Source organism: Paracandidimonas lactea (assembly GCF_021653995.1).
Classification (GTDB): domain Bacteria; phylum Pseudomonadota; class Gammaproteobacteria; order Burkholderiales; family Burkholderiaceae_B; genus Allopusillimonas; species Allopusillimonas lactea.
Window position 1 is genome coordinate 257,166 of record NZ_JAJJOZ010000003.1, and the last position, 25,690, is coordinate 282,855.

The 25,690-nt window shown below is 62.1% G+C and carries 22 protein-coding genes; 18 read left to right on the top strand and 4 right to left on the bottom strand.

The window, feature by feature from the left end; translation table 11 throughout:
* Position 1: 1 nt before the first annotated feature.
* Positions 2-1,777 (bottom strand): type I secretion system permease/ATPase, encoded by a 1,776-nt coding sequence (locus LOL23_RS08055; protein ID WP_160980244.1) that lies wholly within the window; start codon positions 1,775-1,777, stop codon positions 2-4.
* Positions 1,778-2,239: 462 nt separating this feature from the next.
* On the opposite strand from LOL23_RS08055, the gene LOL23_RS08060 reads away from it, so the two are divergent.
* The 6 genes from LOL23_RS08060 to LOL23_RS08085 all read left to right on the top strand — a co-directional run bounded on the left by LOL23_RS08060 (position 2,240) and on the right by LOL23_RS08085 (position 10,005).
* A complete protein-coding gene (locus tag LOL23_RS08060) occupies positions 2,240-3,883 on the top strand; it encodes a TolC family outer membrane protein (RefSeq protein WP_160980246.1) in 1,644 nt (547 codons plus the stop codon).
* A 498-nt stretch (positions 3,884-4,381) separates the two neighbouring features.
* Positions 4,382-5,806, top strand: coding sequence for a hypothetical protein (locus tag LOL23_RS08065; protein ID WP_160980248.1), 1,425 nt, complete (start codon positions 4,382-4,384; stop codon positions 5,804-5,806).
* A gap of 210 nt (positions 5,807-6,016) precedes the next feature.
* On the top strand, positions 6,017-6,538 hold the full coding sequence (locus LOL23_RS08070) for a gamma carbonic anhydrase family protein (protein WP_160980250.1): 522 nt from the start codon (positions 6,017-6,019) through the stop codon (positions 6,536-6,538).
* Positions 6,539-6,638: 100 nt separating this feature from the next.
* On the top strand, positions 6,639-7,565 hold the full coding sequence (locus LOL23_RS08075) for a DMT family transporter (protein WP_160980252.1): 927 nt from the start codon (positions 6,639-6,641) through the stop codon (positions 7,563-7,565).
* Between the two features lie 14 nt (positions 7,566-7,579).
* Positions 7,580-8,578 (top strand): lipopolysaccharide heptosyltransferase I, encoded by a 999-nt coding sequence (waaC, locus tag LOL23_RS08080; RefSeq protein WP_160980254.1) that lies wholly within the window; start codon positions 7,580-7,582, stop codon positions 8,576-8,578.
* 89 nt (positions 8,579-8,667) lie between these two features.
* Complete coding sequence (locus tag LOL23_RS08085) at positions 8,668-10,005, top strand: 3-deoxy-D-manno-octulosonic acid transferase (RefSeq protein ID WP_237173450.1); 1,338 nt, start codon at positions 8,668-8,670, stop codon at positions 10,003-10,005.
* Positions 10,006-10,017: 12 nt separating this feature from the next.
* Here LOL23_RS08085 and galU read toward each other — a convergent pair whose 3' ends face one another.
* Positions 10,018-10,854 (bottom strand): UTP--glucose-1-phosphate uridylyltransferase GalU, encoded by an 837-nt coding sequence (gene galU / locus LOL23_RS08090; RefSeq protein WP_160980258.1) that lies wholly within the window; start codon positions 10,852-10,854, stop codon positions 10,018-10,020.
* Between the two features lie 115 nt (positions 10,855-10,969).
* Between galU and LOL23_RS08095 the strand changes: the two genes are divergently transcribed.
* Entirely contained in the window at positions 10,970-11,242 is a 273-nt protein-coding gene (locus LOL23_RS08095; protein WP_237173504.1) for a hypothetical protein, read from the top strand.
* A 108-nt stretch (positions 11,243-11,350) separates the two neighbouring features.
* Here LOL23_RS08095 and LOL23_RS08100 read toward each other — a convergent pair whose 3' ends face one another.
* Both LOL23_RS08100 and LOL23_RS08105 read right to left on the bottom strand, forming a co-directional pair.
* Positions 11,351-12,157 (bottom strand): type III pantothenate kinase, encoded by an 807-nt coding sequence (locus LOL23_RS08100; protein ID WP_160980260.1) that lies wholly within the window; start codon positions 12,155-12,157, stop codon positions 11,351-11,353.
* The gene (locus tag LOL23_RS08105) at positions 12,154-13,032 is read right to left on the bottom strand and encodes a biotin--[acetyl-CoA-carboxylase] ligase (RefSeq protein WP_160980262.1); all 879 of its coding nucleotides are present in this window, start codon (positions 13,030-13,032) and stop codon (positions 12,154-12,156) included. The genes LOL23_RS08100 and LOL23_RS08105 overlap by 4 nt, the downstream gene beginning before the upstream one ends.
* Before the next feature lie 156 nt (positions 13,033-13,188).
* Between LOL23_RS08105 and LOL23_RS08110 the strand changes: the two genes are divergently transcribed.
* The 11 genes from LOL23_RS08110 (at position 13,189) to LOL23_RS08160 (ending at position 25,678) form a co-directional block, all read left to right on the top strand.
* Entirely contained in the window at positions 13,189-13,833 is a 645-nt protein-coding gene (locus tag LOL23_RS08110; protein WP_160980264.1) for an alpha/beta hydrolase, read from the top strand.
* An 86-nt stretch (positions 13,834-13,919) separates the two neighbouring features.
* Positions 13,920-15,161: a D-alanyl-D-alanine carboxypeptidase family protein gene (locus LOL23_RS08115; RefSeq protein WP_160980266.1), complete on the top strand. Its 1,242-nt coding sequence runs from the start codon at positions 13,920-13,922 to the stop codon at positions 15,159-15,161.
* Between the two features lie 112 nt (positions 15,162-15,273).
* Positions 15,274-16,152, top strand: coding sequence for a D-amino acid aminotransferase (locus LOL23_RS08120; protein WP_160980268.1), 879 nt, complete (start codon positions 15,274-15,276; stop codon positions 16,150-16,152).
* A 34-nt stretch (positions 16,153-16,186) separates the two neighbouring features.
* Complete coding sequence (locus tag LOL23_RS08125) at positions 16,187-16,462, top strand: DUF493 family protein (protein WP_160980270.1); 276 nt, start codon at positions 16,187-16,189, stop codon at positions 16,460-16,462.
* A gap of 112 nt (positions 16,463-16,574) precedes the next feature.
* Positions 16,575-17,246, top strand: a complete 672-nt coding sequence (gene lipB / locus LOL23_RS08130) for a lipoyl(octanoyl) transferase LipB (RefSeq protein WP_160980635.1) — start codon at positions 16,575-16,577, stop codon at positions 17,244-17,246.
* Between the two features lie 334 nt (positions 17,247-17,580).
* Entirely contained in the window at positions 17,581-18,339 is a 759-nt protein-coding gene (locus LOL23_RS08135; RefSeq protein ID WP_160980637.1) for an enoyl-CoA hydratase, read from the top strand.
* 488 nt (positions 18,340-18,827) lie between these two features.
* Positions 18,828-19,958 (top strand): C4-dicarboxylate TRAP transporter substrate-binding protein, encoded by a 1,131-nt coding sequence (locus LOL23_RS08140; RefSeq protein ID WP_160980272.1) that lies wholly within the window; start codon positions 18,828-18,830, stop codon positions 19,956-19,958.
* Positions 19,959-20,064: 106 nt separating this feature from the next.
* Complete coding sequence (locus LOL23_RS08145; protein ID WP_160980274.1) at positions 20,065-22,092, top strand: hydantoinase/oxoprolinase family protein; 2,028 nt, start codon at positions 20,065-20,067, stop codon at positions 22,090-22,092.
* Positions 22,085-23,776 (top strand): hydantoinase B/oxoprolinase family protein, encoded by a 1,692-nt coding sequence (locus tag LOL23_RS08150; RefSeq protein WP_237173451.1) that lies wholly within the window; start codon positions 22,085-22,087, stop codon positions 23,774-23,776. The genes LOL23_RS08145 and LOL23_RS08150 overlap by 8 nt, the downstream gene beginning before the upstream one ends.
* Positions 23,777-23,785: 9 nt before the next feature.
* On the top strand, positions 23,786-24,313 hold the full coding sequence (locus tag LOL23_RS08155; protein ID WP_160980278.1) for a TRAP transporter small permease: 528 nt from the start codon (positions 23,786-23,788) through the stop codon (positions 24,311-24,313).
* A 57-nt stretch (positions 24,314-24,370) separates the two neighbouring features.
* A complete protein-coding gene (locus LOL23_RS08160; protein WP_160980280.1) occupies positions 24,371-25,678 on the top strand; it encodes a TRAP transporter large permease in 1,308 nt (435 codons plus the stop codon).
* Positions 25,679-25,690 lie beyond the last annotated feature (12 nt).

Genomic DNA, 25,690 nt, shown 5'->3' on the forward strand with positions numbered 1-25,690 from the left:
GTCAGGCCTGCGGGTTGCCAACGATATGCAGGGGGGCGCCCGGAATGGCGGGGCCCGTGCCAGCGATGTTGCGCTGCCCCGTGGACGAGGCGGCTTTGATCTGTTGCTGGCGCAGCGCATTCAATACATCGTCGCGCGGCCCGTAAAGGGCCAGCGCGCCGTCCCGCAGCACCAGCAGCTTGTCCATGGCGTTGAGCACGTTCATACGATGTGTAATCAGGACAATCGTGGCGCCGCGCCGCTTCGCATCGGCGATTGCCTTTACCAGCGCGGCTTCGCCGCTATCGTCGAGATTGGAGTTGGGCTCATCCAGCACCAACACCGCAGGGCTGCCGTACAGTGCCCGCGCCAGGGCAATGCGCTGCTTCTGTCCGCCAGACAGAGATGCGCCATCGGTGCCCAGCCTGGTGTCGTAGCCGTGTGGCAGATGCAGGATCATGTCATGCACGCCTGCGCGCTGAGCGGCCTCGATCACCCGCTCATCATTCACGGCGCCAAAGCGTGCGATGTTTTCAGCGATCGTGCCCTCGAACAATTCGATATCCTGAGGCAGGTAGCCGATGTGCGGGCCAAGTTCGTCCTTGTTCCACAGGTAGACGTCGGCGCCATCCAGCCGTACAGTGCCCGCGCGTGCGGGCCACACGCCAACGAGTATGCGGGCCAGTGTGGACTTGCCCGCCGCCGATGGGCCGATAACGCCGACCGCATCGCCGGCGGGGATGTCGAAGGACAGGCCCTTGAGTAGGGCGTTCTGGCCGCCCGGCGCGGTAGCGATGACGTTTTCGAGGCGCAAGTGGCCGGTGGGCGCGGGCAGTGTCAGTGTATCGCCGCGGGGCGGCGCGTCGATCAGCATTTCGTCCAGGCGTGCATAGGCCTGGCGGGCGCCGAGCATCTGTCGCCATGCACCGATGGCCTGTTCGACGGGCCCCAGCGCCTTGCCCATCAGGATTGAACAAACAATCATCATGCCAGCGGTGATGCTGCCTTCAATCACGAGCAGTGCACCTGCGCCGAGGATAAGCGATTGCAGCGAGATGCGGACAAAGCGGCTGAAGGTGCTGATGCGCGCGTTGCGGTCGGAGGCCTGGGTTTGCAGCGCGAGCACGCGGTTGTGTTGGCCGAACCACCTGGCGCGCAGGCCCGGAAGCATGCCCATGGCTTCGATCACTTCCGCGTTGCGCAGGTGGTTGTTGGCGAAGGCGGCGGCCGAGATCGACGCTTGGTTGGCCTCGGCCAGCGGCTTGCGCGTGACAACGTTGGTGATATAGGCCAGTACGATCAGCACGAGAGAGCCGAGCAGCGTGATGAGCCCCAGCAGCGGGTGCACCATGAAGGTCACAGCAATATAAATGGGCGTCCATGGTGCGTCGAAGAAGGCGAACAGCGCGTTGCCGGTGAGAAACTGGCGCAGATTGGTCAGGTCTTGCACCGCCTGCGCGGGGTTGCCGCCGGCGCGGCGCAGATTGCGCTCGAAGGATGCGGTGAAAATGCGCTGGTTGAGCATCATGTCGAAACGGTTGCCAACGCGTATCAGTACCTGCGAGCGGGCGAACTCCAGCAATGCCGAAAGCAGGTACAGCCCTACCACCAGCAGTGTGAGCATCAACAGCGTGGTTTGATTGGCGCTGGCTAGAACGCGATCGTACACCTGCAGCATGTAGAGCGCGGGCGTCAGGCCCAGAATGTTGATCACGCAACTGAACGCGGCAAGACTGTAGAAGATCTTGCGAAACCGGTATAGCGCTTCGCCAAGTTCGGTGCGGCGGGATGATGTCATTGATTACCTTGTAATGCGCTTGTCATGCGGCCCGGTGACATGCCGGAAAATGTGCTGATCCACTATATCCGCCGAATGGTTAATGTTCCGTGGCAATGTGTGGCCCGATGTTGCTGTTGCTTCTGTTCCTTACGCGACCCTTATGCCGCGAGATGCGCGCAAGACGGTGCGGACGTTTGTAACAACGGCACCGGCGCGAACATAAGCGGCTGTTTCCACCAGCGCCACAGTTGCGAACGTATAACAAACGTAACGTTTGCGCGCCTGGATATTGCTGCGGCTGTAATAACGTGCTGCTTCACTTTGCTTCTTTTCACCGACCAACCGGCGCCTTGCAGGCGTCGATCTTCAAGGTGCTGGATGTCTGTATTGGCCAATCGTGAACTGCATGCCGGTGACGCGGAGAACGCGTTGCCAGCTTGTGTGCGCGCGGGCCGGGCGGGATGCATGCGGAACATGTTCATGTTTTTGCGAGCCTTGCTGCTCGCCTTGTGCGTCGGTATGGCGCTCAGCGCGCTGACAGCGGTCCTCGCGCATGCGCAGGATGTGCCGGCGGCGCTTACGCTGCAAGGGTCGGCGACACTTTCCGATGCCCGCAAGGGGGCCGGCGCGGCGCCAGCTGCGGCGCAGGCGCGGCCAGCGGTGCAGCCGGACGCGGGCGTGCTCGACCTGTCCCAGGCATGGCGCATGGCGCTGGATTACGACCCGAGCTACAAGGCAGCCATCAGCGAGCGCCTTGCGGCCGATACGCTGCGCAGGCAGGGTCGTGCCGGCCTGTTGCCACAGATCCAGGCGGGCTATGTACGCAGCCGTATCAATGGCGATATCGAGCAGCCCGATTTTCTGGGGCGACGTACGTCGTCGGACGTGAGTTATGACTCATCCAATGCCTACGTACAGTTGCAGCAGCCTCTGTTGGATTATGGGCGATATGCTGGCTACAAGCGCGGCGCGGCCATGGCGCGCGAAGGGGCGGAAACCTTTACCGTGCGGCAGCAGCAAATGGGGGCACGTGTGGCTACCGCCTATCTTGAAGTGCTGCTCGCGCATGAGCGCGTTGCGTTGCAGCAGGCCCGTGTGGCAACGCTGCAGGATCGCCACAAGACACAGCAGGCGCGATTCGCGCGTGATGCAGGCACGGCCACAGATGTAAAAGAGACCGCTGCCAGGCTTGCGGTTGCGCGCGCGGACGAAATCGCCGCGCGGGATGAGCTGCTGGTGGCGCAGCGTGAGTTGCAGGCCATGATCGGGTTTGCACCCGACGCGATTGCTGGGCTGGGCGAAGCCTTTACGCTACTGCCGCTGGAGCCAGCAAACCTGCGGGAATGGCTGCGGCGCGCCAGCGAGAATAATCCTTCTGTGCAGGCTGCGCGCGCGTCGGTGGATGTTTCGCAGGCAGGTGTGGAGCAGGCCCGGAGCGAATACTGGCCGTCGGTGAACTTGGTTGCCAGCTACAGTAATGCGGACAGCGAGAATCTGTCTACGCTCAGCCAGCGGTCCAATACCTATGTAGTGGGCCTGCATGTTGCCATACCGATTTTCACGGGCGGGTATACCTCGGCCAATGTGTCGCAGGCGCGCAATGAATACCGCCAACGGCAGTCTGAACTGGATGCGGCGCGGGAAAAGGCGCTGGCCGATGCCACACGCCAATACAGCAATGTCACCAATGGTGCCGAACGGATCCGCGCCCTGGAATCTGCCGTGGCCTCGGGCAAGCTGAGTGTGATGGCCGCCCGGAAGGCGTTTTCCTACGGTGTGGGCAGCAACCTGGAAGTGCTGGATGAGCAGGATCTGTTGTTCAGGGCCCAGGCGGCGTTGGCACAGGCGCGCCTGGAGTACCTACTGGCCTGGCTGCAGTTGGCACATGTTGCCGGTGAGTTGGATAGCGCGGATTTTGATGCCATCAGCAATGCCTACCTGACCCGGACGATTGCGCTGGATCCCGCCAGACAGGCGGCGGTGGCGCCGCACGCGCGCCCGTGGCCCCGGCCTTCCGCCAGTATTCAAGCCGCCGGTGTGCAGGCTTCCGATATGCAAGTTGTCAGTGCGCAAGACACCTTTGTTGTCGCAGATTCTCTGAGCCTGTCGGCAACGCTGAACTGAGATGCGTAACGAAAGCGGGTGCTGTCTGAGTTTCGTCTGATAACCGTATGATTCTCGTTTGCGTCGCGGGCAGTTGTGCTTCGATATCTCTTTCCCCGCCATCCAGGCAACCAGGCTACCCTGCTTACCGCCATGGGCGTCCATCGCCCTTCCCGCCCCAGGGCGCCCGCCGAGCCCGCCTTCAGGCGCTTGCCCACCGACTGAAAACCACCCGGGCTCATCCACCGGAAAGCCTTCTCTGCTTGTCATATGCGGTCGTCAATCTGACGTACATGCAACGAGGCTTTTCCTGGGTTGCGGCGCCTGTTCTGATACAAACGGCCTAGGCCATCGGTATATGGTCGATTGCGTTGCGAGCCGCATGGATGTGTCTTCTGCGGCTTTTACATTTAAACCAGAACAAACTCCTATCGAAACCGGATTGTCATATGTGCACGTGTGCGCGTTGCTAGCATCGAACCTCCCATTCGTTTGTTGTAAACCCTTCGGGAGGTAGTAATGGCATTACGCTTCGATAACTTCTTTGACAAGGCCCTGACCTCGGACTTCGCGTCCACAGTGAAGGATTCCCTCTTCAGCGCGGTCCAGAATGTTGGCACCACTGCGACAACAGTGGCGAATGTCGACGACATCAAGCTCGGCCCGCCACATGGCGAAGCCAATGGAAACCCCAACGTACTTCGCGCCGATCTCGATGACGCGTCGGGCACGATGACCTTTGTGACCGACTTCGGATCGGTTCCATTCACGTGGAGCGCCGATGCCAAGGCCCAGGCATTCCGTACCGGCGACCGCATGACGCTTGCGTTGACGGGCGAAGTGCTGCTTACCAGCCCCGACGGACAGACGACGTTCGAGATTACGCCGTCGGACCTGCTGCGCCTGCGCGACGGGGCTGGCGATACGGGCCTGACGCTTGAGACCATCAAGGAGGCTGCCGCGCCGCTCATCGCATACTTGGCCGAGCGCGGCATTGTTGTTCAGGGCGCAAGCCTGGATGGCGAGGTGATCAATTTTGATCTGGACGTGTCGCAGTCGGCCGCGCTGCAACCCGGCATCCCGCTGGAAGAGGCATTTACCAACAGCACGGTCAATCTGTCCGTGCTTGCCCAAGTCATGCAGAACATTGCGCTCAAGACTGTGACGGAAGGTGAGATCGACCTGGGCCCCAATTCGCCTATCGGCCAGCATCTGCAGCAGATCATCATCGATGGCGAGGGCACCACGCATGTGGGCCCTATCACTGTGGAAGCCGACGGCGCGGCTACGTTTGACACTGCGACGACCACGACCACGGTCAACAGCGACATCAAAATCATTGAGGACAAGGATGCATCGCTGCCGGGATGGACTGTGACGCTGGGCGGGGGCGACGACGTCCTGGGCGTTTCGGTGGAACTGGCTGACGACACGCAAATTGTCCATACCAGTGCCGAACGCATTCTTGATCTTGGCGCGGGTAACAATACCCTGTACCTGGATGGCGACCTGGGTATGACGATTCTGGCCGACAAGGGCGACAATTGGATTCAGTTTACCGAGGAAGTTTCCAATCTGAAGGATGTCTCCAGCGAAGCAGGCGTGCTGGGCAGCGCAATGCGGGTGGTTGATTTCAATACCGGCGACAATCTGGCGTTCAGCTCACGCGGCGAAGGTGCTACGCCGGGCGAGTTGACAGGCGATGTGCTTACGGGTGCGCACGTGGATGTTGCGGTCGACGCCAACGCCACGTTGATGGCCAAGCTGGAAACCGCGAGCGCCAATGTCGAGGTCGATAGCTGGACGTCCTTCCAGCACAACGGCGATACTTTCGTCTTTGTGCAGAATGACGATATGGCGCTCCAGGCCGGCGACGGCCTGATCCAGCTCGTCGGCTATACCGGCGAACTGAACAACATCAACTTCGTCGTCCCCGCCGCCTGACGGGTTTTTCCGCACAGGTCTTGCAAGAGGCCGGGCCGGCCGCCTTTTCTGCGGGGCGGTCGGCCCATTTTGCATTGTGTGCATACCGGGACGCCGAGCCTGGGAACCACGCGCGGATGTGTGGCCCGCCGCCCATGGGGCGGCTGGGTACGCGGCCGGTGTATCATCCCCTGCATACGGGATATCCCGCTTATCCGACGACAAAGAGACATGACCTGCTATCAACTCGGCGATCGCGCCCCCAATATTGATGACTCCGCTTTCGTGGCGAAAGAAGCCACTATCATCGGCAGCGCGGTACTGCATCCGCGCAGCAGTGTCTGGCCTGGCGCGGTCATACGCGGTGACAACGAGCCTATTGTCGTGGGCGAGGGCTCTAACGTGCAGGAGGGTGCGGTGCTACACACCGACCCGGGCTGCCCGCTTACTATCGGCAAAGGCGTCACCATCGGCCATCAGGCCATGTTGCATGGCTGTACGATCGAAGACGGCGCGCTGGTCGGCATCCAGGCCGTGGTGCTCAACAAGGCCGTGATCGGCGCTGAAAGCCTGGTCGGCGCGGGCGCGGTGGTTACCGAAGGCAAGGTCTTTCCGCCGCGTTCGTTGATCCTTGGCGCGCCTGCCAAGGTGGTACGCACGCTGTCCGACGAAGACGTGGCTGGCCTCAAGAAAAACGCCAGCGGCTATGCCGAACGCGCCGCATACTACAAGACTGCGCTCAAAGCGCTTTGATGCCGCTTCCAGGCCTTGACATGCCGTACCTGATCCGATCACGCCGGAGCGAGGGCTGCCGCTGCCTGGCCGCCGTGTCGTCACGCACCGGGGGGCAGCCATGGCTCCGCACACGGTAAAGGGCACCGGCACCCTGGTCAGTGGCGCGGTGCAGCCGCTGGCCGGTGTGCTGTTGCTGTTGGCGTCGATGTGGGCGTTGTCGGGGCTGGACGCCAGCGGCAAGTATGTCATGGGGGCGGGTGTGCCATTGCTGGTGCTATGCCTGGTCCGGTATGTCGTGCATCTGGCGCTGGTGCTGTTCCTGTTGGTCCCCAGGCGTGGCTGGGCCGTGGTGCAATGCTCGCGGCCCGGCGCGCAGGCGTTTCGGGGCGCCGCCATGCTGGTCGCCACCATGTCCTTCTTCACGACCCTGCATTACTTGCCGCAGGCCGAGGCGACCGCCATCAATTTCCTGGCGCCCCTGATTGTGCTGGCCCTGGCGCCATGGGTACTAAACGAGCCGGCGCGGGTGTCGCGCTGGGTGGCCGCCGGTGTTGGCTTTCTGGGTGTGATGTTGGTGGTTCGCCCCGGTGCGGGGCTGGACCCGGTGGGCACGTTGTTTGGCCTGCTGACGGCCTGTGTGATGTCGGCCCAGTTTATTGCCACGCGGCGCGTGGCGGTCGACGATCCCTATACCACGCTGGTGTGGAGCGGAGGCGTAGGTAGCGTCGTGTTGCTGCTGGCGCTGCCGTTTTATTGGCAAGATGTCTGGGCCACCTTCAGCCAGTTGGGGCCGCTGCACTGGCTCGTGTTGGTGGGCACAGGGCTCTGGGGCTGCCTGGGCCATCTGCTGCAGATTCTTGCCTATCGCCGGGCGCCGGCCTCGCTGCTGTCGCCGTTCATGTACTTTCAGATCGTCAGCGCTTCCACATACGGCTGGCTGATCTGGCGCCAGTTTCCAGACGGGCTGTCCTGGGTCGGCATCGGCATTGTCTGCCTGAGCGGCATTACCATTGGGCTGATCGAATGGCGGCGGCGCAATGCGTAACTTATAATCCGCGCATGACGAAACGCATTCTCATAGTCCGCACGTCTTCGCTGGGCGATCTCGTACACATGCTGCCCGCAGTGTCCGATATCGCACGCCATGTACCGGGCGCGCAGATCGACTGGGTCGTCGAAGAGGGCTTTGCCGAAATCCCCGCGTGGCACCCGGCTGTGCACGAGGTTATACCTGTGGCGCATCGCCGCTGGCGCAAGCACTGGTGGGCAGCGGATACTCGGGCAGAGCGCCTCGCGCTGCGCCAGAACCTCGGCGCCCGCAGATACGATATTGTGCTGGACATGCAGGCCTTGATGAAGTCCGTCTGGTTGGTCCGGCAAACCCATGGCCAGCGCCATGGGCTGGATTTCCGCTCCGCGCGCGAACCGCTCGCTTCTTTCTTCTACGATGTCAAACATACTGTCAAGTTCTGGCAACCTGCCGTAACCCGGCAGCGCGAATTGGCCGCCGCCGCGTTGGGCTACCAGTACGAGGGCGAGCCCGATTTCGGCCTGGACGGTTTCACCGAAGGCATCGCCATCCAGCCCTATGCGGTGATCATGCCCTCGGCCAGCCGCGACGACAAGCTCTGGCCCGAGGCCAACTGGAAGCGCGTCTTTACCTCCCTGCACGATTGCGGGCTAAGCCTGAAACTCTTGTCCGGCAACGCCGCCGAAACCGCGCGCGCGATCAGCCTGGTGGCAGGCGACGCGCAGGCAGAAGTGTTGCCACGCATGTCGCTCACCGAGGTGGCCCGGGTGCTGGCTGCCGCCCGTATCATGGTTGGCCTTGATAGCGGCCTTACACATCTGTCGGCGGGCCTGGGCCGGCCCACCATCGGCATCTACAAGGCATCCACGCCGGTGCGCACGCCACTCGAAGGCCCGGCCTATACGGCCAGCCTGGGCGAGCGCGGCAGCGAGCCTTCCGCCGAAACCGTGCTCAGCGCCATAGCGCAGGCGCTCGATTTCGACGATACGGCGCATGCCGATTTGCCGGGCGGGCGGCTGGATGCCTGAGCGCATCATCCGTCCGTCGAATGCCGGGCACGGGCGGGGTGCAACCCGTCGTAACATACAATCTTTCCCTTGACGGGGTGGGGTCAGTCTTGAACCGCTATCTCTACACTGCACTCATACGGCTGCTGTCGCCAGGCCTGCTGGCCTGGATGGCGATGCGTGCCCGCCGCGCGGGCGGCGACTGGGGGGTGGTGTCGGGCGCGCGTTTCGGCCATTACGGCAAGGCCCCGTTGCTGCAGGCGCCAGTGTGGGTGCATGCCGTCAGCCTGGGTGAAACACGGGCCGCGCAGCCGCTGGTGCAAGCGCTGCTCGACAGCGGTGAGCGTGTGCTGCTTACGCACATGACGGTAACGGGCCGTGAAGAAGGCGCGCGCCTGTTTGCCGGCCCCATTGCCGAAGGCCGGCTCGTGCAGCAATGGCTGCCTTACGATTTTCCTGGAGCCACCCGGCGTTTCATTGCTTGCTACCGGCCGCGTGCCGGCATACTCATAGAGCGGGAGGTCTGGCCCAACCTGCTGCATGCAGCCGAGCACGCCGGCGTCCCCATGATGCTGGCCAGCGCGCGGTTCTCGGACCACGCCTTGCGCCAGAGCCTGCGTCTGGGCAGCGTGATGCGCCGCGCCTATGCCACTTTCGACGCCGTCTACGCCCAGACGCTGCAGGACGCCCAGCGGCTTGAACAGGCGGGGGCGCCGGGCGCCCGGGTATCGGGTAATTTCAAGTTCGACATTTCGCTGCCACTCGACAAAATCGCGCGCGGCCGCGAGTTTGCCGCGCGGCTGCACCGCAAGGTCATCTTGGTGGCCAGCACGCGCGAGGGCGAAGAGCCGCTGTTCATCAACGCTATTCTCAAGCATATGAAGCGCGCCAAAACACAAGGCCGCAACTTGTCCGAACAGGTACTGTTTTGCATTGCGCCGCGTCACCCGCAGCGTTTTGATGAAGCTGCTGCACTGCTTTCGCAGGCAGGGCTGAATTTTGTGCGCCGCTCCGAGTTGCTCGCCGCCGGCGATGCCAGCTCTACTGCGCTGAACGCATGCGCCACTGCCTCGGTGCTGCTGGGTGATACGTTGGGTGAAATGCCCTGGTATTACGCGCTGGCACACGTGGCTGTGGTGGCCGGCAGCTTTCAGCCATTGGGCGGGCAAAACCTGATCGAAGCGTGCGCCCAGGGCACACCGGTTATCGTAGGCCCGCACACCCGTAATTTCGAGCAGGCGGTGGTCGATGCGCTGGATGCGGGTGCCGCCCTGCGCGTGCCCAACGCCGAAGCCGCGCTGCAGCTCTCCCTGCAGCTTATCGACGATGCCCCGCGCCTGGCCCGCATGGGCGAGGCCGGCGAGCATTGGGTACGCCAGCATACGGGCGCAGTCGCGCGCGTGGTGTCTGGCTTGCACGAACTCGCCAACGGCCGGCCGCAGGGCTGAGGCCGCCGCAGTTCAGGGCTCCAGCCCGTGGTACTTGCGACCAAACTCGATCGTGGCGCGAAAGAACCCATCTTTGCTGCCGCAGTCGTAGCGGATGCCATCGTACCGCAGGCCATACACCGCTTTGGCCTTGAGCAGGCTGGCGATGCCGTCCGTTAATTGGATTTCGCCGCCTACACCGCTCTTGGTATGACGCAGGTGCTTGAAGATTTCGGGTTCCAGCACGTAGCGGCCTACTACGGCCAGGGTGGACGGTGCGTCGGCAGGCTGGGGCTTTTCGACGATGCCCGAAAGCCGCGTGGTGCGTTCGTCGGCTGCTTCGCCCGAAATGATGCCGTATTTCTGGGTTTCTTCGTGCGGTACGTCTTGGATGGCCAATACACTGCCATTGTGCCGGTGCGCAGCGTCGACCAACTGATGGGTAACGGAGACCGGCGCATCGATCAGGTCATCGGCCAGCAGTACTGCGAACGGCTCGTTGCCGACGATAGGCGCGGCGCATAGTACCGCGTGGCCCAGGCCCAGCGGCGCGGGCTGGCGTGTATAGATGCAGTTCACATGCGCGGGGATTACATTGCGCACGATTTCCAGCAGTTTGGTCTTGCTTTTGGCTTCCAGCTCTGCTTCGAGCTCGGGCACGTTGTCGAAGTGGTCTTCAATCGCGCGCTTGTTACGGCCCGTAATGAAAATGAGGTCGGTAATCCCGGCCGCAATCGCTTCTTCGACGGCATACTGGATCAGCGGCTTATCGACGATAGGGAGCATTTCCTTGGGCATGGCTTTGGTGGCGGGCAGAAATCGGGTGCCCAAGCCTGCAACGGGAAAAACGGCTTTGCGAATTGGCTTCATCGGTGGGTGTCGGCGCCTTGCGGCACCGCATCAATGGAAAAGAGAGATATTAAACTGTCGTGACGCTTAAGGAGCGCAGCCGCACGAATGCAGCCGCACGAATCCAGCCGTACGAATGCAACCTCACGAATGCAACCGCAAGTATCATGCCTGGGCCTGGCAAAGTGAGCGGCGCTATACTGCCCCCACTTTGTCGCATCGTTTCTTTCCTGTCATGCGTTTTCTGTTTTTACTTCTCGTGCTGGCGAATCTGGGCGTCGCCGCTTATGGCGAAGGCCTGTTCGGGCCCCCGCCCAGCGAAGAGGGGCGCCAGAGCCGCCGCCTGACAGAACGCCAGCAGCACACCATCGCCATCGGCACGCCGTTGCCCGTTACGCAGGCACGCTAGGCGGCACCGAGGCGCATGCGCAATTCCCCGTGGTAGCCGCGGCTGCGCAATGTGTCGGTTGCTGTGTCATGGCTGCAATGCTGCGGGAGCCATGCCGCCGCCGGCTTCTCAGGCCCCGCTGGCCGCCAGCCGCGCCAGGCCATCCAGTACCGGTGTGGCCAGCCAGTTGATTTCTTCGACTTCCAAGCCCATGTCCGCCTGCGCACGCGCCAGCACACGCGCGGCCTCGGGTTCCACCAGATGCCATCCCCCTCCACTGCAGAACACCTGCGGCGCCTGCCCATAGCGGGCCAGCCCCTCGCGCCATTGGCGCAGGAGTGCGCCCGTTTGTGCCGCTGCGATGCCGCTGCTGATGGCTTGGTGCGTATGCTGAGGAAACGCCGCGGCCGGCCCCTCTGCCAGGGGTAGATTGGCCGTGGCCGCTTTCAGGCTGGCGCGCATGAGCTCCGGCCCGGGCATGATGAGGCCGCCGGCAAATACCGGCGTGCCGGTGTCGCCGTAGGCCAGGGTATCGATGGTGGTGGTAGTGCCGAAGTTGGCCAGCATCAGCGGCCGGGTGCCCTGGGCGTGGGCCACCATGCCCACCATGGCCAGCCAGCGATCCGCACCCAGTTGGGCGGGGTGGTCGTACGTATTGCGCACGCCGGCTGTTTCGGCCTGGCTGCTGATCCATTGCGGCGCGGGGGCTGCCAAGGCGTGCAGCGCGGCATGAATGCGATTGGCGGCTTGCTGGCCAGCGACATTGGTGCCGATTGCGCGCGTGATCTCGGGCGCCAGGTTGCGCAGCCATGCGTCCAGCTGGGCCAGACTGTCGTGGCCAATGGCGAGTGCGGCGGGCTCTCGTTCTCCCGTGGTGGTGTCTACCCAGCCAAACTTCACGCGTGTGTTGCCCGCATCGATGAGCAGTGTTTTCATTGTGGATACGCCTGTCGCGGCCGAACCGAAATCTCGCCCACCGTCACCAGCGATTCTCCTGCCGGAGTGCGCAGCCGCAGTTGACCGCTTTCGTCAATGCCGCAGGCAATGCCTGCCTGCACCATGCGGTCGTTGTCTATGACGTGCACATGCTGCCCTGCCAGCGCATCCACCTGGGCATACCGTTCGGGCAGCGAGGAGAAGCCATAGGCGGTGGCGTAGTTCAGGCTGTCGTACCAGGCGCGAGCGATACTGACCACGATGTCGGCATAAGGGACGTGGCCGGCGTCAGGGTCGGCCCGGCAGATTTCGGCCCAGTCGGCGACACTGCGATTCAGTGATTGGCTCAGTGCGCGCGCGTCATCAAGGTTGATGCCCATGCCGATGATGGCCACATAGTGGTCTGGCGATTGCGGCGAGGTGCCGGCACGGGTGGTTTCGACCAGGATGCCGGCCAGCTTGGCTGAATGCCACAGCAGATCGTTAGGCCACTTCATGGTGAGGTTCAGGCGTTGCGCAGGCGCCAGCAATGCGCGCATGGCTTCGCAGGCAGCCAGCCCGACGAGCGGCGAGAGGGTGGGCAGGCGGCGCGGCGGCAGGAAAACGTCGAACGCACAGGAGAACATCAGGTTGGCGCCGGCGCGATTCTGCCAGCTGCGGCCCGCCCGCCCGCGCCCGCGCTCCTGTAGATGCGCGCCAAGGATCCAAGGCCGTGCGAGCTGGCCATGGTCGCTGCGGGCCAGCGCCAATAGGTCGGCGTTGGTGGAGCTGGTTGAGTCCACCCACCTTACCTGCCACGCAGGAGGCAGCGCTGCGGCGATCTGGTGCTGGAGGGTTGCAGGGTCGGGCAAGGCGGGAGGCAGCGAAGTATCCATGAATGTTACACAGTGCGGCACACGATATATGGCATGCAGGCGCCATGTATATCGCATGGTTGCGGGCGCGTTTTGCATGTAAGTGGCATGTTAACGGAAGCGTTGCCTGTGTGGCGTAAAATGGCCGGGGTCGCAAACACCTAACTGTATTCCTCCATGGCGCTACGTACGCAAACCCGCAGCTTCGAAGGCCAGGCCGGCCCCATCGACTGTATCCTCGATTGGCCCGATGGCACGCCGCAGGGCTGGGCGCTGGTGCTGCATCCCCACCCGCTGCATGGCGGCTCCAGCAACAACAAAATCGTTACCACGATTGCGCGCGCCTGTGTGCAGCGCGGCCTGTTGGCGGTGCGCCCAAACTTTCGCGGCGTGGGGGCGTCGGCGGGTGCGTTCGATGCCGCCCGTGGCGAAACAGCCGATATGCTCGGCCTGGCCGAACAGTTCGCTGCCGCGTATCCCGCCGAGGCCGCGGGCAAGTGGGTGTTGGCAGGCTTTTCGTTCGGCACTTCGGTGGCGGCACAGTTCTATTCGGCGCGGGCCGACGCTGAACAGCCCGTGCCCGATGCGCTATTATTGTTCGGTTCCGCAGTCGAGCGGTTCAGGTTCCGCGATGTGCGGGTGCCGGCACATACCATGCTGGTGCACGGCGAGGCAGACGAAGTCGTGCCCCTCGACGAGGCCATGTCGTTTGCCCGCGAGCACGACCTGCCCATGGTGGTGGTGCCCGACGCTAGCCATTTTTTCCATGGCAAGCTGATCATCCTGAAGAATCTGCTGCAGCAAAGGCTGCAGGCGCTGTGATATCCGGTGCACCTGATGCCGAACTTTTACCGCCTGCCCTTGTCCCTCATGATGTTTACCCAACACATACAACCACACTATCTCCGATGACTGTTCGCTCTACCCGCTCCTCCGTCCGGCTCACGCAACTTGCGCTCGCCGCAGCCATTGCCCTGTCGCCCATGTACGTGGGCGCGCAGTCGGCCGCCCCCCAAACAGCGCCTGCGCAGGCGTCCAGTGCCGCGCCCGCTGTGCCCGGCGTGGCTACGGTGGGCGATCTGGCAACTGTGCCGCCGCCATCAGTCAATGCGTCAGCCTGGCTGACGCTGGACGCGAACAGCGGCCAGATCATCGCGGCGCAGCAGGCCGACACCAAGATCGAGCCCGCATCGCTCACCAAGATCATGGCGGCCTACGTGATTTTCGATGCGCTCGAGAAAAAGCGCCTGACGCTGGATCAGAAGGTGCACGTGTCCGAAAAGGCCTGGAAGACCGAAGGCTCGCGCATGTTCATCAAGGTGGGTTCCCAGGTGTCGGTGGATGACCTGTTGCAGGGCTTTATCGTGCAATCGGGCAACGATGCCACTGTGGCGCTGGCCGAAGCGGTGGCGGGCAGCGAAGGCGCTTTTGTGGCACTGATGAACGACGAAGCCGCGCGCCAGGGCCTGAAGGACACGCACTTCACCAATGCACCAGGCCTGCCCGATCCGGCCCACCTGACGACGGTGCACGACATTGCGATCCTCGCGCGCAACCTCATCCAGCGCTTCCCGCAGTACATGCACTATTACAGCCAGAAAGAATTCACCTACAACAACATCAAACAACCCAACCGCAACCGCCTGCTCTGGACAGACTCGACGGTCGATGGCCTGAAAACCGGCCATACGGCGTCCGCGGGCTATTGCCTGGTGTCTACGGCGTTGCGCGACGGCCGCCGGGTGGTATCGGTGGTCGTCGGCGCGCCCAGCGACGCCGCCCGCTCCGAAAGCAGCCTGAAACTGCTCAACTGGAGCTTCCAGAACTTCGATACGGTCAAGCTGCTCGATGCCGACAAGCCCGCCGTCACGGCCCGTGTCTGGGAAGGCACCGCCGAGACCGTTGGCCTGGGTACGCCCACGGCAACCTGGGTGACTGTGCCGCGCGGAAAGGGGCAAGAGATCAAGCCGGTGGCGCAGTACACGCAGCCGCTGATTGCGCCGCTGTCGCAAGGCGCAAAGGTGGGTGTGGTCTCCCTCACTCTCGACGGCAAGGTGCTGCGCCAGGAACCCCTGCAGGTGCTGGCCGATGTGCCGCAGGCAGGGCTGTTCAGCCGGCTGTACGACAAGGTTCGGTTGATGTTCCAGTAAGCGGCAGCACGGGGCGCCCAACCTGCGGGCCGTCGGCAAACCGCTTGTTTATCAATCATTTTTCGGCCAGGTCGGCGATGCCGGCCTGGATTACATTTCAGGGCTACACACTATGATTCCCGATGTCGATAACGACAGCATTGCCTATCTGAATGGCGAGTTCGTGCGCCTGGGAGACGCCCGCGTATCCGTATTGGATCGCGGGTTTATTTTTGGCGACGGCATATATGAAGTGGTGCCGGTATATCAGGGCAAGCCATTTCGCATGGATGGCCACTTGGCGCGCTTGTCGCGCAGCCTGGCGGCAATCCGCATTCCGCTTGAGCACACGCGCGCGTGGTGGGAATCCCTGGTGCAGCAATTGATCGAGCGCAGCAGCTTGGGCGACTGCATGGTGTATATCCAGGTGACGCGCGGTGTGGCCCGGCGCGATCACGCCTTTCCGAAACAGGCTGTGCCCACGGTGTTCGCCATGGTGTCGCCATTCAAGCGCCCATCGGCCGAACTGCGCGCGCAGGGTATGTCGGCGGTGGCCATTCCCGACATCCGCTGGCTGCATTGCGACATCAAATCGGTATCGCTGCTGGGCAACGTGCTAGCCAAGCAGCAGGCGGTGGATGCCGGGGTAGACGAGGTGTTGCAGTTCCGCGATGGCTTCCTCACCGAAGGGGCGTCGTGCAATATCTGGGTAGTAAAGAACGGCACACTGCTGGCGCCGCCTCGCAACAATCTGATTTTGGAAGGCATACGCTACGGCCTTATGGAAACGCTTGCCGCCGAAGCGGGTGTGCCGTTCGAGGCCAGGCCCATTTCCCGTGCCGAGGTGGATGCGGCGGACGAATTGCTGCTGACGTCGGCAACGAAAGAGATCTTGCCGATCACCCGCTTCGAGGGCAGGCCGGTGGGTACGGGCGAGGGCGCGGGCAAGCCGGGCAAGGTTTTTGCCGCGCTGCGGGCGGGCTACGATCGCGCCATTGCCGCGCTATCATGAGCCTGTGCCCTGTTTATTGCCAAGGGTGAATACAATGCGAGAAATTCCGCCCGAAGAATCCCTGATCGAATATCCCAGCGACTTCCCCATCAAGGTAATGGGCAAGTCGCACCCGGATTTCGCCCAGGTCATGACTGAGCTCGTGCTCCAATTCGATCCCGGCTTTGATGCCGCAACTGTTGAAATGCGGCCCAGCCGCAATGGTACCTACATTGGCCTCACATTTATCGTACGCGCCACCTCGCGCGAACAGCTGGACGCGCTCTATCGCGCGCTGCATGGGCATGAAATGGTGGCCATGGTCCTATAAGCGGCAAGCCTTGGCGCAGCGGCCCGCGCCAGAGGCCGATGCGCCGCGCACAGCGCAGGCTCAACCCGTGGTGCTTTCGCACGCGGTGTATGCGGCAGGAGAACGGCTGAACATGATCGAAGTGAAATGGCTGCCGCGGCCCAGCGCCTATCTGCCGGTTTGGGAGGCCATGCGCGATTTCACCGAGCGGCGCGATGCCGATACGCCAGACCAGATCTGGCTGGTCGAGCATGAGCCAGTCTACACGCTGGGGCAGGCGGGTAAGCCCGTCCATGTGCTCAATGCCGGTAGCATCGATGTCGTGCATACTGATCGCGGCGGCCAAGTCACATACCACGGGCCCGGGCAAGTGGTGGCATATTGCCTGGTCGACCTGCGCCGCCATGGTCTGTTCGTCAAAGAGTATGTCGCCCTGCTCGAAGATGTGTTGATCGCTTATCTCGACAGCGCCGGTGTGCCGGGCGCCTGCCGCAAAGCTGGTGCGCCGGGTGTCTACGTGCCGGGCGAGGGGGGCGAGCTGGCCAAGATCGCCGCCTTGGGCATCAAGGTGCGCAATGGTTGCACTTACCACGGCCTGGCGCTTAACGTCGATATGGATCTCTCGCCTTTTCTGGGTATCAATCCCTGTGGCTACGAGGGCCTGGAAACCGTGGATATGCGTAGTCATGGGGTGTCCATGGGGCTCGAAGACGTAGGCAATCAACTGGCCAATCGGCTGGCGGTCGCCTTCAACGCCCGCATGAAGGCGGCACATGCCGCTTTGGTTGGTGGCCACACCGCTTGATGGGTGAAGAGGCCGTCCGATGGGCGAGTCGTGGTAAAACCGGATTCATACAAGCATTACAACTGAGTTAAGGGCTTGTCCGGTGCTGGCCGGCTTGGCGGAGCGCGTGGGCAAGCATGTCGCGTATCACCCATGCGGTGCGGGGCAGCCATGTGTGCATGCCCCACGCCATGGCCATGAAAAGGAGGCCCCAATGCCAGACAGCAATGCACGCCACTCCTCCGCTGCCGCGGAGTCGGCACGCAACCCCGCGACAGCGTCCGCAGCTCACACGGTATCAACCCCGGCGCCTGTGGTCGGTGGCGTTGATGGCGCCGACCCCGCACCCGTGCTGATGTCCGTCACGCAAGGCGTCGTCACGCTGACGCTCAATCGCCCGCAGCAGTTCAATGCCTTGTCCGAAGAGATGCTGGCTGCGCTCGAGCAAGCCCTGGATGATATTGCCGCCAACGACCAGGTGCGCTGCGTGATTCTGGCCGCCAACGGCCGAGCTTTCTGTGCCGGGCATGACCTGAAGCAAATGCGCGCCAACCCGGACCAGGGCTATTACCAAACACTGTTCGCCCAGTGTGGGGGCGTGATGCAGCGCATCGTCAACCTGCCTGTACCCGTCATCGCCCGTGTCCACGGCACCGCTACGGCGGCGGGTTGTCAACTGGTCGCATCCTGCGACTTGGCTATTGCTGCGGATGCCGCGAAGTTCGCCGTCTCAGGCATTAATGTTGGCCTGTTCTGCTCGACCCCAGCCGTTGCACTCACTCGCAATGTGCCACTCAAGAAGGCCTTCGAAATGCTCGTCACGGGCGAGTTCATCAGCGCCGACGATGCCGCGCAAAGCGGCCTTATCAATCGCGCCGTTCCGGCGGAGCAGCTGGATGCTGAAATCGCCCGTCTGGTCGAGGTGATCTGCGCCAAGAGCCCGGTGGCCGTACGCACCGGTAAAGCCATGTACCGCACCCAACACGCCATGGCGCTGCCCCAGGCCTACGATTACGCCGGCAAGGTCATGGCTGGCAACATGATGGCCGACGACGTTGCCGAGGGCATCGACGCTTTCATCCAGAAGCGCCCGCCGGTTTGGCAGGGGCGCTGAGCCGCACTGCCGCAGCGCCGCGCCGGCATCAATACCAGCGTTTGCTTGTTGCCCCATCGTGTCCTCGCCCGCTGCGCAGCGGGCGCGTTGGCGTCGCACCTTGGTATTGCGCGGCACTGCGCTGATGCGGGGCTGTCACCGTTCCCTCCTTCCTGTTGCGCTCAAACAGCCGGTCGCATAGGCGCTCGTGTTTGCGCGAGCGCCTATGCGGCTGGCCTTGCCCATGGCTGTATGAAATGCTCGCCGTGGACATGGAACGAGTACTGTGTCGGCGACGCTAGAGGTGCGGGATTTCACCTATGTGGAAAAAATCCAGCCGTAATTAAACTTCCATTGAAATTATTTAACGAAAATTATTTTCGCCGCAGACCGATCCGGATGTGGAGCGCGCCGTACCGAGCGCGCGGCGAAGGTGAGTTGCGAGCTGGATTTCATTAACGGGTTGCCGCACCACGATCGATGCGGCCGCACCACATGGAGGATTGATCATGCGCATTCAAAAGCTCTGGTCCACTGTCGCCCTGGCCGCTGCACTCGGCTGTGCGCAGGCAGCCGTCGCCAAAACCGAACTCAACGCCAGCATCTGGTTCCCCGAAAGCCAGCCGTTGACGCGCTATGGCTATATGGAATGGGCCAAGAAGGTCGATAAGGCGTCAAACGGTGATCTGAAAATCAATGTCTTCACGGACACCACCCTGCTGCCTGTCGTGGCGCACCTGAGCGGCCTGCGCGACGGCATTGCCGACATCACCTATCATGCCGGCACCTACACGCCGTCAGACCTGCCCGAAGACAACGTGTTGGCGATCCTGGCCATCGGCCTGAGCGATCCGATGCTGACCACGTTTGCCGTGGCTGACTTCTACATGAACGACCCCGACATGCAGGCGCTGTGGAAGCGCCAGAAGATCGTCTTCCTGGGTGCGTACGCCAGCGTGCCATACAACCTGATTTGCAACCGCAAGGTGGCCGATATTGGTGACCTGAAGGGCCTGAAGCTGCGTACACCGGGGCCCGTGCATGCGGAATGGAGCAAATCGGTTGGCGCGGTGCCGGTCAACGTGCCGTCCAGTGAGATGTTCACGGGTCTGGACAAAGGCCAGCTCAATTGCGCGCTGATGGGTGCCAATGAACTGAAGACCCGCTCGCTGTGGGATGTGGCCAAGAATCTGAACACCGCCAATCTCGGCCCTTATTTCGCGGGTTGGGAATGGGCCATGAATCGCAATAGCTGGAACAAACTGACCGATGCGCAGCGCCGTATTCTGCTCGACACGATCGCCGAGTCGACGGTTGAGACGGAGCTTAAATATATCGAGGCGGGTGAACAGGCGAAGAAAGAGGCAGCGGCTCATAACGTGACGATCGTCGAGCCCACTGCGGCTCTTGCGGCGTCCATCACGTCGTTCTCCTCGCATGCGCGCGCCATGGCTATCAAGGAGGGCAAGGAGCGCTTCAAGCTCAAGGATCCCGAAGGTTTGGTGTCACGCTTTGAGGCCACCTTGGCCAAGTGGGACAAGCTCTTCGAGGGCGTGGATCGCAACGACGCCAAGGCGCTGACGACGCTGCTCAAGACCAATCTTTATAACAAGATCGACGCGAAAACCTACGGCAAATAGTCCATGGGCGGATCACTGTCGGCTGGTGGAAAGACCGCGAATAGTTGATGGATGGCTGCTGGATGGCTGCTGGATGGAAGGGATATACAGGGAAAAGGTGTAGAAAATGCGTATCGGTGTGGAAGTTGGTGGAACGTTTACCGATTTGGTGGCCATAGGCGAAGCGGGCATTACCGTGCTGAAAGTTCCCAGCACGCCCGCCAGCCCCGACGAAGGGGCGTTCAATGGCCTGATAGCCAGCGGCATCGCGCTCGATCAGGTGCGCGATCTTGCACACGGCTCAACCGTGGCCACCAATGCGGTGCTGGAGCGCAAGGGGTTTCTGACCGCCTTCGTAACCACCCAAGGGTTTCGAGATATCCTGTCGCTGCAACGGCATGGCCGACGCAATATCTACGATCTGGAATATCAGAAGCCCGAGCCAGTGGTAGAGCGCGCCGACAGCTACGAAGTGGCAGAGCGCATTCTCGCCGACGGGAGTGTGCGGCAAGCACTGGACACCGAGGCCGTGGCGCAGGCGCTGATTCCCGCCTTGCGCGACGGCGGCTACCAAGCTGTTGCAATTTGCCTGCTCAACGCGTACATCAACCCGGCGCACGAACTGGCGCTGCGCGACCTTATCCAGCAGCGACTGCCTGATTTATTTGTCGCGATCTCATCGGACATCACACGCGAATTCCGGGAGTACGAACGCGCCTGCACAACCAGCCTGTCGGCTTATGTGCAGCCGGTGATGGATCGCTACATCACGCGCTTCATGGAGCGCCTGGAGGCCGCGGGCTTCAAGGGCCGGTTCAGCGTCATGCAGTCCAATGGCGGCAAACTGCCGGCCAGTGCGATGCGGGCCAATGCCATCACGGCGCTGCTTTCGGGCCCCGCTGCGGGGGTCATGGGCGCCGCGCGCCAGGTAGCGCGTTCTGGCTATCGTAATCTGATCACGCTTGATATGGGCGGCACGTCCACCGATGTCTGTGTGGTGGTCGATGGCAAGCCACAACTCACCAACGAGTTCTCTCTGGACGGCCTGCCTGTTCGCATCCCCATTCTCGACATCAACACCGTCGGAGCGGGCGGCGGAAGCATTATCTGGATCGATGAAGGTGGCATGCTGCGTGTGGGGCCAAAATCCGCCGGCGCGGTGCCGGGCCCGGCTTGCTACGGCAAAGGCGGGGAGCAGCCCACCGTCACCGACGCCCACGTGGTGCGTCGCAGTATTCTGCCCGAGACCTTTCTGGGTGGGCGCATGCCCATCGATGTAGAGCGCGCGCGCGTGGCGCTCAAGAAAGTGGCCGATCATTTCGGGATGACGCTCGAGCAGGCGGCCGATAGCGCGATCCAGATATCCAATGCCAATATCGTGCGTGCGATTCAGGTGATCTCCACCGAGCGCGGGCTTGATCCGCGCGACAATGTGCTGGTGCCCTTTGGCGGTGCGGGCCCGCTGCATGCGGCCCAGGTGGCCGAAGACCTGGGCGTTGAGACCATTGTCGTGCCGCCCAATTCGGGTGTGATCTCCGCCTATGGGTTGCTGGCCAGCGATTTCATCCAATTCGAAAGTCTTACCCGCCGCGGATTGGTGGACGATGGCGCGGGTGATGTGATCCGCGCGACGTTCAAAGAAATGAGCGAGCGCGCCATTGCCCGCGCGCGCGATATGTCGCTTGAAGGCGAGCTTATCCTCAGCTTTGTGGCAGACATGCGCTTTGTGGGCCAGGCGTTCGAGGTTCCAGTCGAGCTGATGAGCAGTGAGATGGCTGCGCTCGATGGAAAGCGCCTGCGCGATCTGTTCGGTGCCATGCACCAGAAGCTGTATTTTTTTGGTGCGGACGACGACAAACCGATCGAGTACGTGTCGTTCAGGCTGGGCCTGACCGCGCCGCTGAAATCGGTGCCGCAGTTGCAGGAATCCGAGGCTCACTTTACTGAGCCTCGAACAATTGAACTTTTTGACCGTGGCCAATGGCGCCAGGCCACGCTGATCAGCCGTTCGGCCATGAAGCTCGACGAGCAATTGTGCGGCCCTGCACTGCTGGAAGATTCAACCTCAACCTTGCTGGTGCCTTCGGGTTGGCAGGCGCGCCGCGATGCCAATGACAATATGATATTGACCCTCGTGAGAGAAGAAAATGCCTGATACCGTCAATTCATCGAGCCTCGAGTTGTCGACGCTCAACCCTGTGGATTATGCGGTGATCAGCCAGGGGCTGATCGCGGCCGCGCGGGAAATGGGCGTCAAGCTGATTCGTTCCGCCTACTCCACAATCATCCGCGAGGCCGCCGACGCCTCCGCTGCGCTGTTCGACCGCCATGGCAATGTGGTGGCGCAGGCTGAGCTTATCCCCATGCAGCTCGGGCCAATGTCAGAGATATTCCGGGCCTGCGCCGCGGCCGATCCAGTGGAAACTTTGCAGGACGGGGATTTCTACATCACCAACGATCCCTATTCGGGCGGCCAGCATCTGCAAGACGTGTTTATTTACTCGCCGATCTTCCACGAAGGCGAGCTGATTGGCTTCGCAGGCACCGTGGCGCACCACCTCGATCTGGGTGGCGGAAACCCCGGGCTGACGACCGAAGCGGTGGATGTGCACGCGGAGGGCCTGATCTTTCCGCCCACACGCTACAACCATGCGCGCGACTGGGAAGGGCGAGGCCCGCTCAAACGCTTGGTGGCCGCCAATATCCGAGTGCCGGGCCAAACCATCGGCGACTTTGATGCACAGTTCGCCGCTAATTCCGTGGGCGCCGAACGCATGCGCCAATTGTGCCGCAAGTACGGTTCACAAGCCCTTCAAGCCGCCATGACCGAGCTTGTTGATTATTCCGAGCGCCGTTTCAGGAAGGCGCTGTCGCAGCTGGCCGATGGTGTGTATTACGGCGAAGATGCGGTCGATGACGACGGCATCACCGATGAACCGCTGGTGGTCAAGGTTACGGTGAAGGTTGAGGGCGACAGTATAGACATCGACTTCGACGGCACATGCCCACAGGTCTCACGAAATCTGAATTGCCCGTTCTCGTCCACCATCTCGGCCGCGTTGTCGGCGGTAAAGTCGGCGCTGACCAGCCCCGATATCCCATTCAACGAAGGCTTGAAGCGGCCGGTGCGCATTCGCGCGCCCAAGGGCTCACTCGTCAATCCCAATTATCCGGCGCCGGTGCGCGCGCGCATGGAGGCGGGCTATCGCTGCTTCAACGCGGTGCTCAAGGCACTGGCACACGTGGCGCCTGATCGCGTGATTGCGGGTGGCAACGATGCCACGCTGGTCACGTCGCTGTCGCGCCAGGAAGGCGGTAAATACAAGGTGTACCTGGAGGTGTATGGCGGTGGATTTGGTGCATCGCCGCGCACTGATGGCTGTGACGCGGTGGATTCGCCGTTGTCCAACTGCACCAATACGCCGGTCGAGGCGACGGACATGGACTTCGATCACTTTCGCATCATCGGCTACGGCCTGCGGCAGGATTCGGCGGGTGGCGGGCGGCACCGTGGCGGCCTGGGGTTCTATCGCAGTTTCGAGATACTGAAGGATGACGTCAACTTCGCCATGTATGCCGACCGCTTTCGCGTCGCACCCTACGGCTTGTTTGGGGGCAAAGATGGCAGCCCGGGATCGGGCGAAATCCTGCGCGACGGCAAGATCATTCCGATTGGCAGCAAGGACAGCAGGCAGTTGCGCAAGGGCGATGTGGTAACCATCTATACAGCGGGTGGCGGTGGGTATGGTCCGCCGGAAGAGCGCAAGCGCGCGGATATTGATTACGACATTCGCCATGGCTACGTGTCGGAGAAGGCATCGAAAGCCCTTTACGGCTGAGGAGCGCGTATGTATCGCATCGAAAAAGTGGTCCGGGGTTTTGCCTGTGCGCTGACATTCATTGCGGGCGTCAGTCTCATGCTGATGATGCTGCAGACGGTCACGGATGTCGTGCTCAATAATTTCGCCGGCGCGCCCATCGAAGGAAACCTGGAGATTATTTCCGCCTATCACATGGTCCTTGTGGTGTTCCTGCCGCTGGCCTATGTAGAGTTGCGCCACGAGCATATCAACGCAGATCTCTTTGTGCGGCTGATGCCGCGCAAGGCGCAGCGCATCATCTATGTGTTCGGCTCGCTGGTCTCGGTGGCGTTTTTTGGCGTGCTGGGTTGGCAAACTCTGCTTGATGCGATCAGTTCCTACGAGATCAACGAGGTGATCATGGGTTCGGTCTATGTACTGGTCTGGCCGTCCAAGTTCTCGCTGCCGATCGGTTTCCTGGCCATCGTGCTGGTCCTGCTGCTGCATATCTGGAAGACCATCGTCGATCCGGATTTCGAGCCTGTGCCGGAAAGCCCTGAAGCAGAAGGCATCTGAGACGCTGAGGCGTCCAGACGCTGAGACTCCGCGAAGAAACAAGCACGGATAACAAGCATGGATAATGTGACGATTGGTTTTATCGGCCTGACGGCAGGGCTGATATTGGTGGGCCTCAGAGTCCCGATCGGGGTGGCGCTGGGATCGGTGTCCTTCATCGGCATTGCGGCGATCCTTAACATGAAGGCCGCCTGGGGCATGGTGACGGCGGTACCGTTCAACTTCGTGGGCGACTGGAACCTCACGGCCATTCCCATGTTTCTGCTCATGGGCTACGTCGCGGGCTCGACGGGGTTGTCCAAGGGGCTGTTCGAGGCGGCGCGCATTTTTCTGTCGCGTCTGCCAGGTGGCCTGGCGGTGGCCAGTGTAGGAGCCTGTGGTTTGCTCTCCGCCGCCTCGGGCTCAAGCGTAGCGGTGTCGGCTGCATTTGCGCGCATAGCCACACCAGAGATGCTGCGCTATCGCTATGACCCGGGCCTGGCGAGCGGGGTCATTGCATCGGCGGGTACGTTGGGTTCGCTGATTCCACCTAGTATTCTGATGATTCTGTATGGCTATGTGGCCGAGGTCTCGGTGGCCAAGATATTCATGGCCGGCTTCCTCCCCGGCCTGGTGTCGGCACTGATGTTCGCGTTCATGATCATCATCCGCGTCAAACTCAAGCCTTCGCTGGCGCCGCCAGTCGGGGAGCGCTTCACGCGGGCTCAAAAGGTTGCAGCAATCAAGAATGTATGGCCGCTGCCGGTCCTCATCATAGGCGTGCTGGTTGGCATTTTCGTGGGAGTGTTCACGCCGACCGAGGCCGGTGCGGTTGGTGCGGCGCTCTCGATCGTTCTCGCTATTGTTCGGCGTTCGCTCACGTGGGAGAACCTGCGCAAATCCGTGGTGCTCACGCTGGGCGGCACGGCGGGCATTTTCATGGTGGTGATCGGCACCGTGCTGTTGGGCCGTTTTATGGTGCTGAGCGGCGTGCCCACGTTTATCACTACATGGTTCATGGATTTTGGCAGCAGCCAGTTGGCGGTGGTGCTGGCGGTGGCCGCGCTATATCTGATCCTGGGTTGCTTTCTTGATTCGATTGGCCTGTTGCTGCTCACGCTGCCGATTGTGCTGCCGCTGGCGCGCGAGTCCGGCATGGATTTGATCTGGTTCGGCATTATCCTCGTGAAGCTGCTCGAACTGGGGCTGGTGACGCCGCCCGTCGGCCTGAATGTCTATGTGACCAAGAGCGCCTTGGGCAACTTGGTCAGCCTGACGACGATATTCAAGGGGGTTGGCTGGTTTGTGGTGACAGACTTGCTGACGCTTGCCATCCTGGTGGCATTCCCGTGGATATCCCTCGTTCTGCCATCCATGATGCAGTAGCATCGTAAAGTA

Bases quoted from the DNA above. Each gene is read 5' to 3' on its own strand.
- LOL23_RS08115 (WP_160980266.1), top strand. From the start codon at position 13,920: ATGACTGTTCGCTCTACCCGCTCCTCCGTCCGGCTCACGCAACTTGCG.
- LOL23_RS08120 (WP_160980268.1), top strand. From the start codon at position 15,274: ATGATTCCCGATGTCGATAACGACAGCATTGCCTATCTGAATGGCGAG.
- LOL23_RS08135 (WP_160980637.1), top strand. From the start codon at position 17,581: ATGTCCGTCACGCAAGGCGTCGTCACGCTGACGCTCAATCGCCCGCAG.
- LOL23_RS08105 (WP_160980262.1), bottom strand. From the start codon at position 13,032: ATGGATACTTCGCTGCCTCCCGCCTTGCCCGACCCTGCAACCCTCCAG.
- LOL23_RS08060 (WP_160980246.1), top strand. From the start codon at position 2,240: ATGTTTTTGCGAGCCTTGCTGCTCGCCTTGTGCGTCGGTATGGCGCTC.
- LOL23_RS08100 (WP_160980260.1), bottom strand. From the start codon at position 12,157: ATGAAAACACTGCTCATCGATGCGGGCAACACACGCGTGAAGTTTGGC.
- LOL23_RS08070 (WP_160980250.1), top strand. From the start codon at position 6,017: ATGACCTGCTATCAACTCGGCGATCGCGCCCCCAATATTGATGACTCC.
- LOL23_RS08110 (WP_160980264.1), top strand. From the start codon at position 13,189: ATGGCGCTACGTACGCAAACCCGCAGCTTCGAAGGCCAGGCCGGCCCC.
- lipB (WP_160980635.1), top strand. From the start codon at position 16,575: ATGATCGAAGTGAAATGGCTGCCGCGGCCCAGCGCCTATCTGCCGGTT.
- LOL23_RS08125 (WP_160980270.1), top strand. From the start codon at position 16,187: ATGCGAGAAATTCCGCCCGAAGAATCCCTGATCGAATATCCCAGCGAC.
- LOL23_RS08160 (WP_160980280.1), top strand. From the start codon at position 24,371: ATGGATAATGTGACGATTGGTTTTATCGGCCTGACGGCAGGGCTGATA.
- galU (WP_160980258.1), bottom strand. From the start codon at position 10,854: ATGAAGCCAATTCGCAAAGCCGTTTTTCCCGTTGCAGGCTTGGGCACC.
- LOL23_RS08155 (WP_160980278.1), top strand. From the start codon at position 23,786: ATGTATCGCATCGAAAAAGTGGTCCGGGGTTTTGCCTGTGCGCTGACA.
- LOL23_RS08150 (WP_237173451.1), top strand. From the start codon at position 22,085: ATGCCTGATACCGTCAATTCATCGAGCCTCGAGTTGTCGACGCTCAAC.
- waaC (WP_160980254.1), top strand. From the start codon at position 7,580: ATGACGAAACGCATTCTCATAGTCCGCACGTCTTCGCTGGGCGATCTC.
- LOL23_RS08065 (WP_160980248.1), top strand. From the start codon at position 4,382: ATGGCATTACGCTTCGATAACTTCTTTGACAAGGCCCTGACCTCGGAC.
- LOL23_RS08140 (WP_160980272.1), top strand. From the start codon at position 18,828: ATGCGCATTCAAAAGCTCTGGTCCACTGTCGCCCTGGCCGCTGCACTC.
- LOL23_RS08095 (WP_237173504.1), top strand. From the start codon at position 10,970: ATGCAACCTCACGAATGCAACCGCAAGTATCATGCCTGGGCCTGGCAA.
- LOL23_RS08075 (WP_160980252.1), top strand. From the start codon at position 6,639: ATGGCTCCGCACACGGTAAAGGGCACCGGCACCCTGGTCAGTGGCGCG.
- LOL23_RS08055 (WP_160980244.1), bottom strand. From the start codon at position 1,777: ATGACATCATCCCGCCGCACCGAACTTGGCGAAGCGCTATACCGGTTT.
- LOL23_RS08145 (WP_160980274.1), top strand. From the start codon at position 20,065: ATGCGTATCGGTGTGGAAGTTGGTGGAACGTTTACCGATTTGGTGGCC.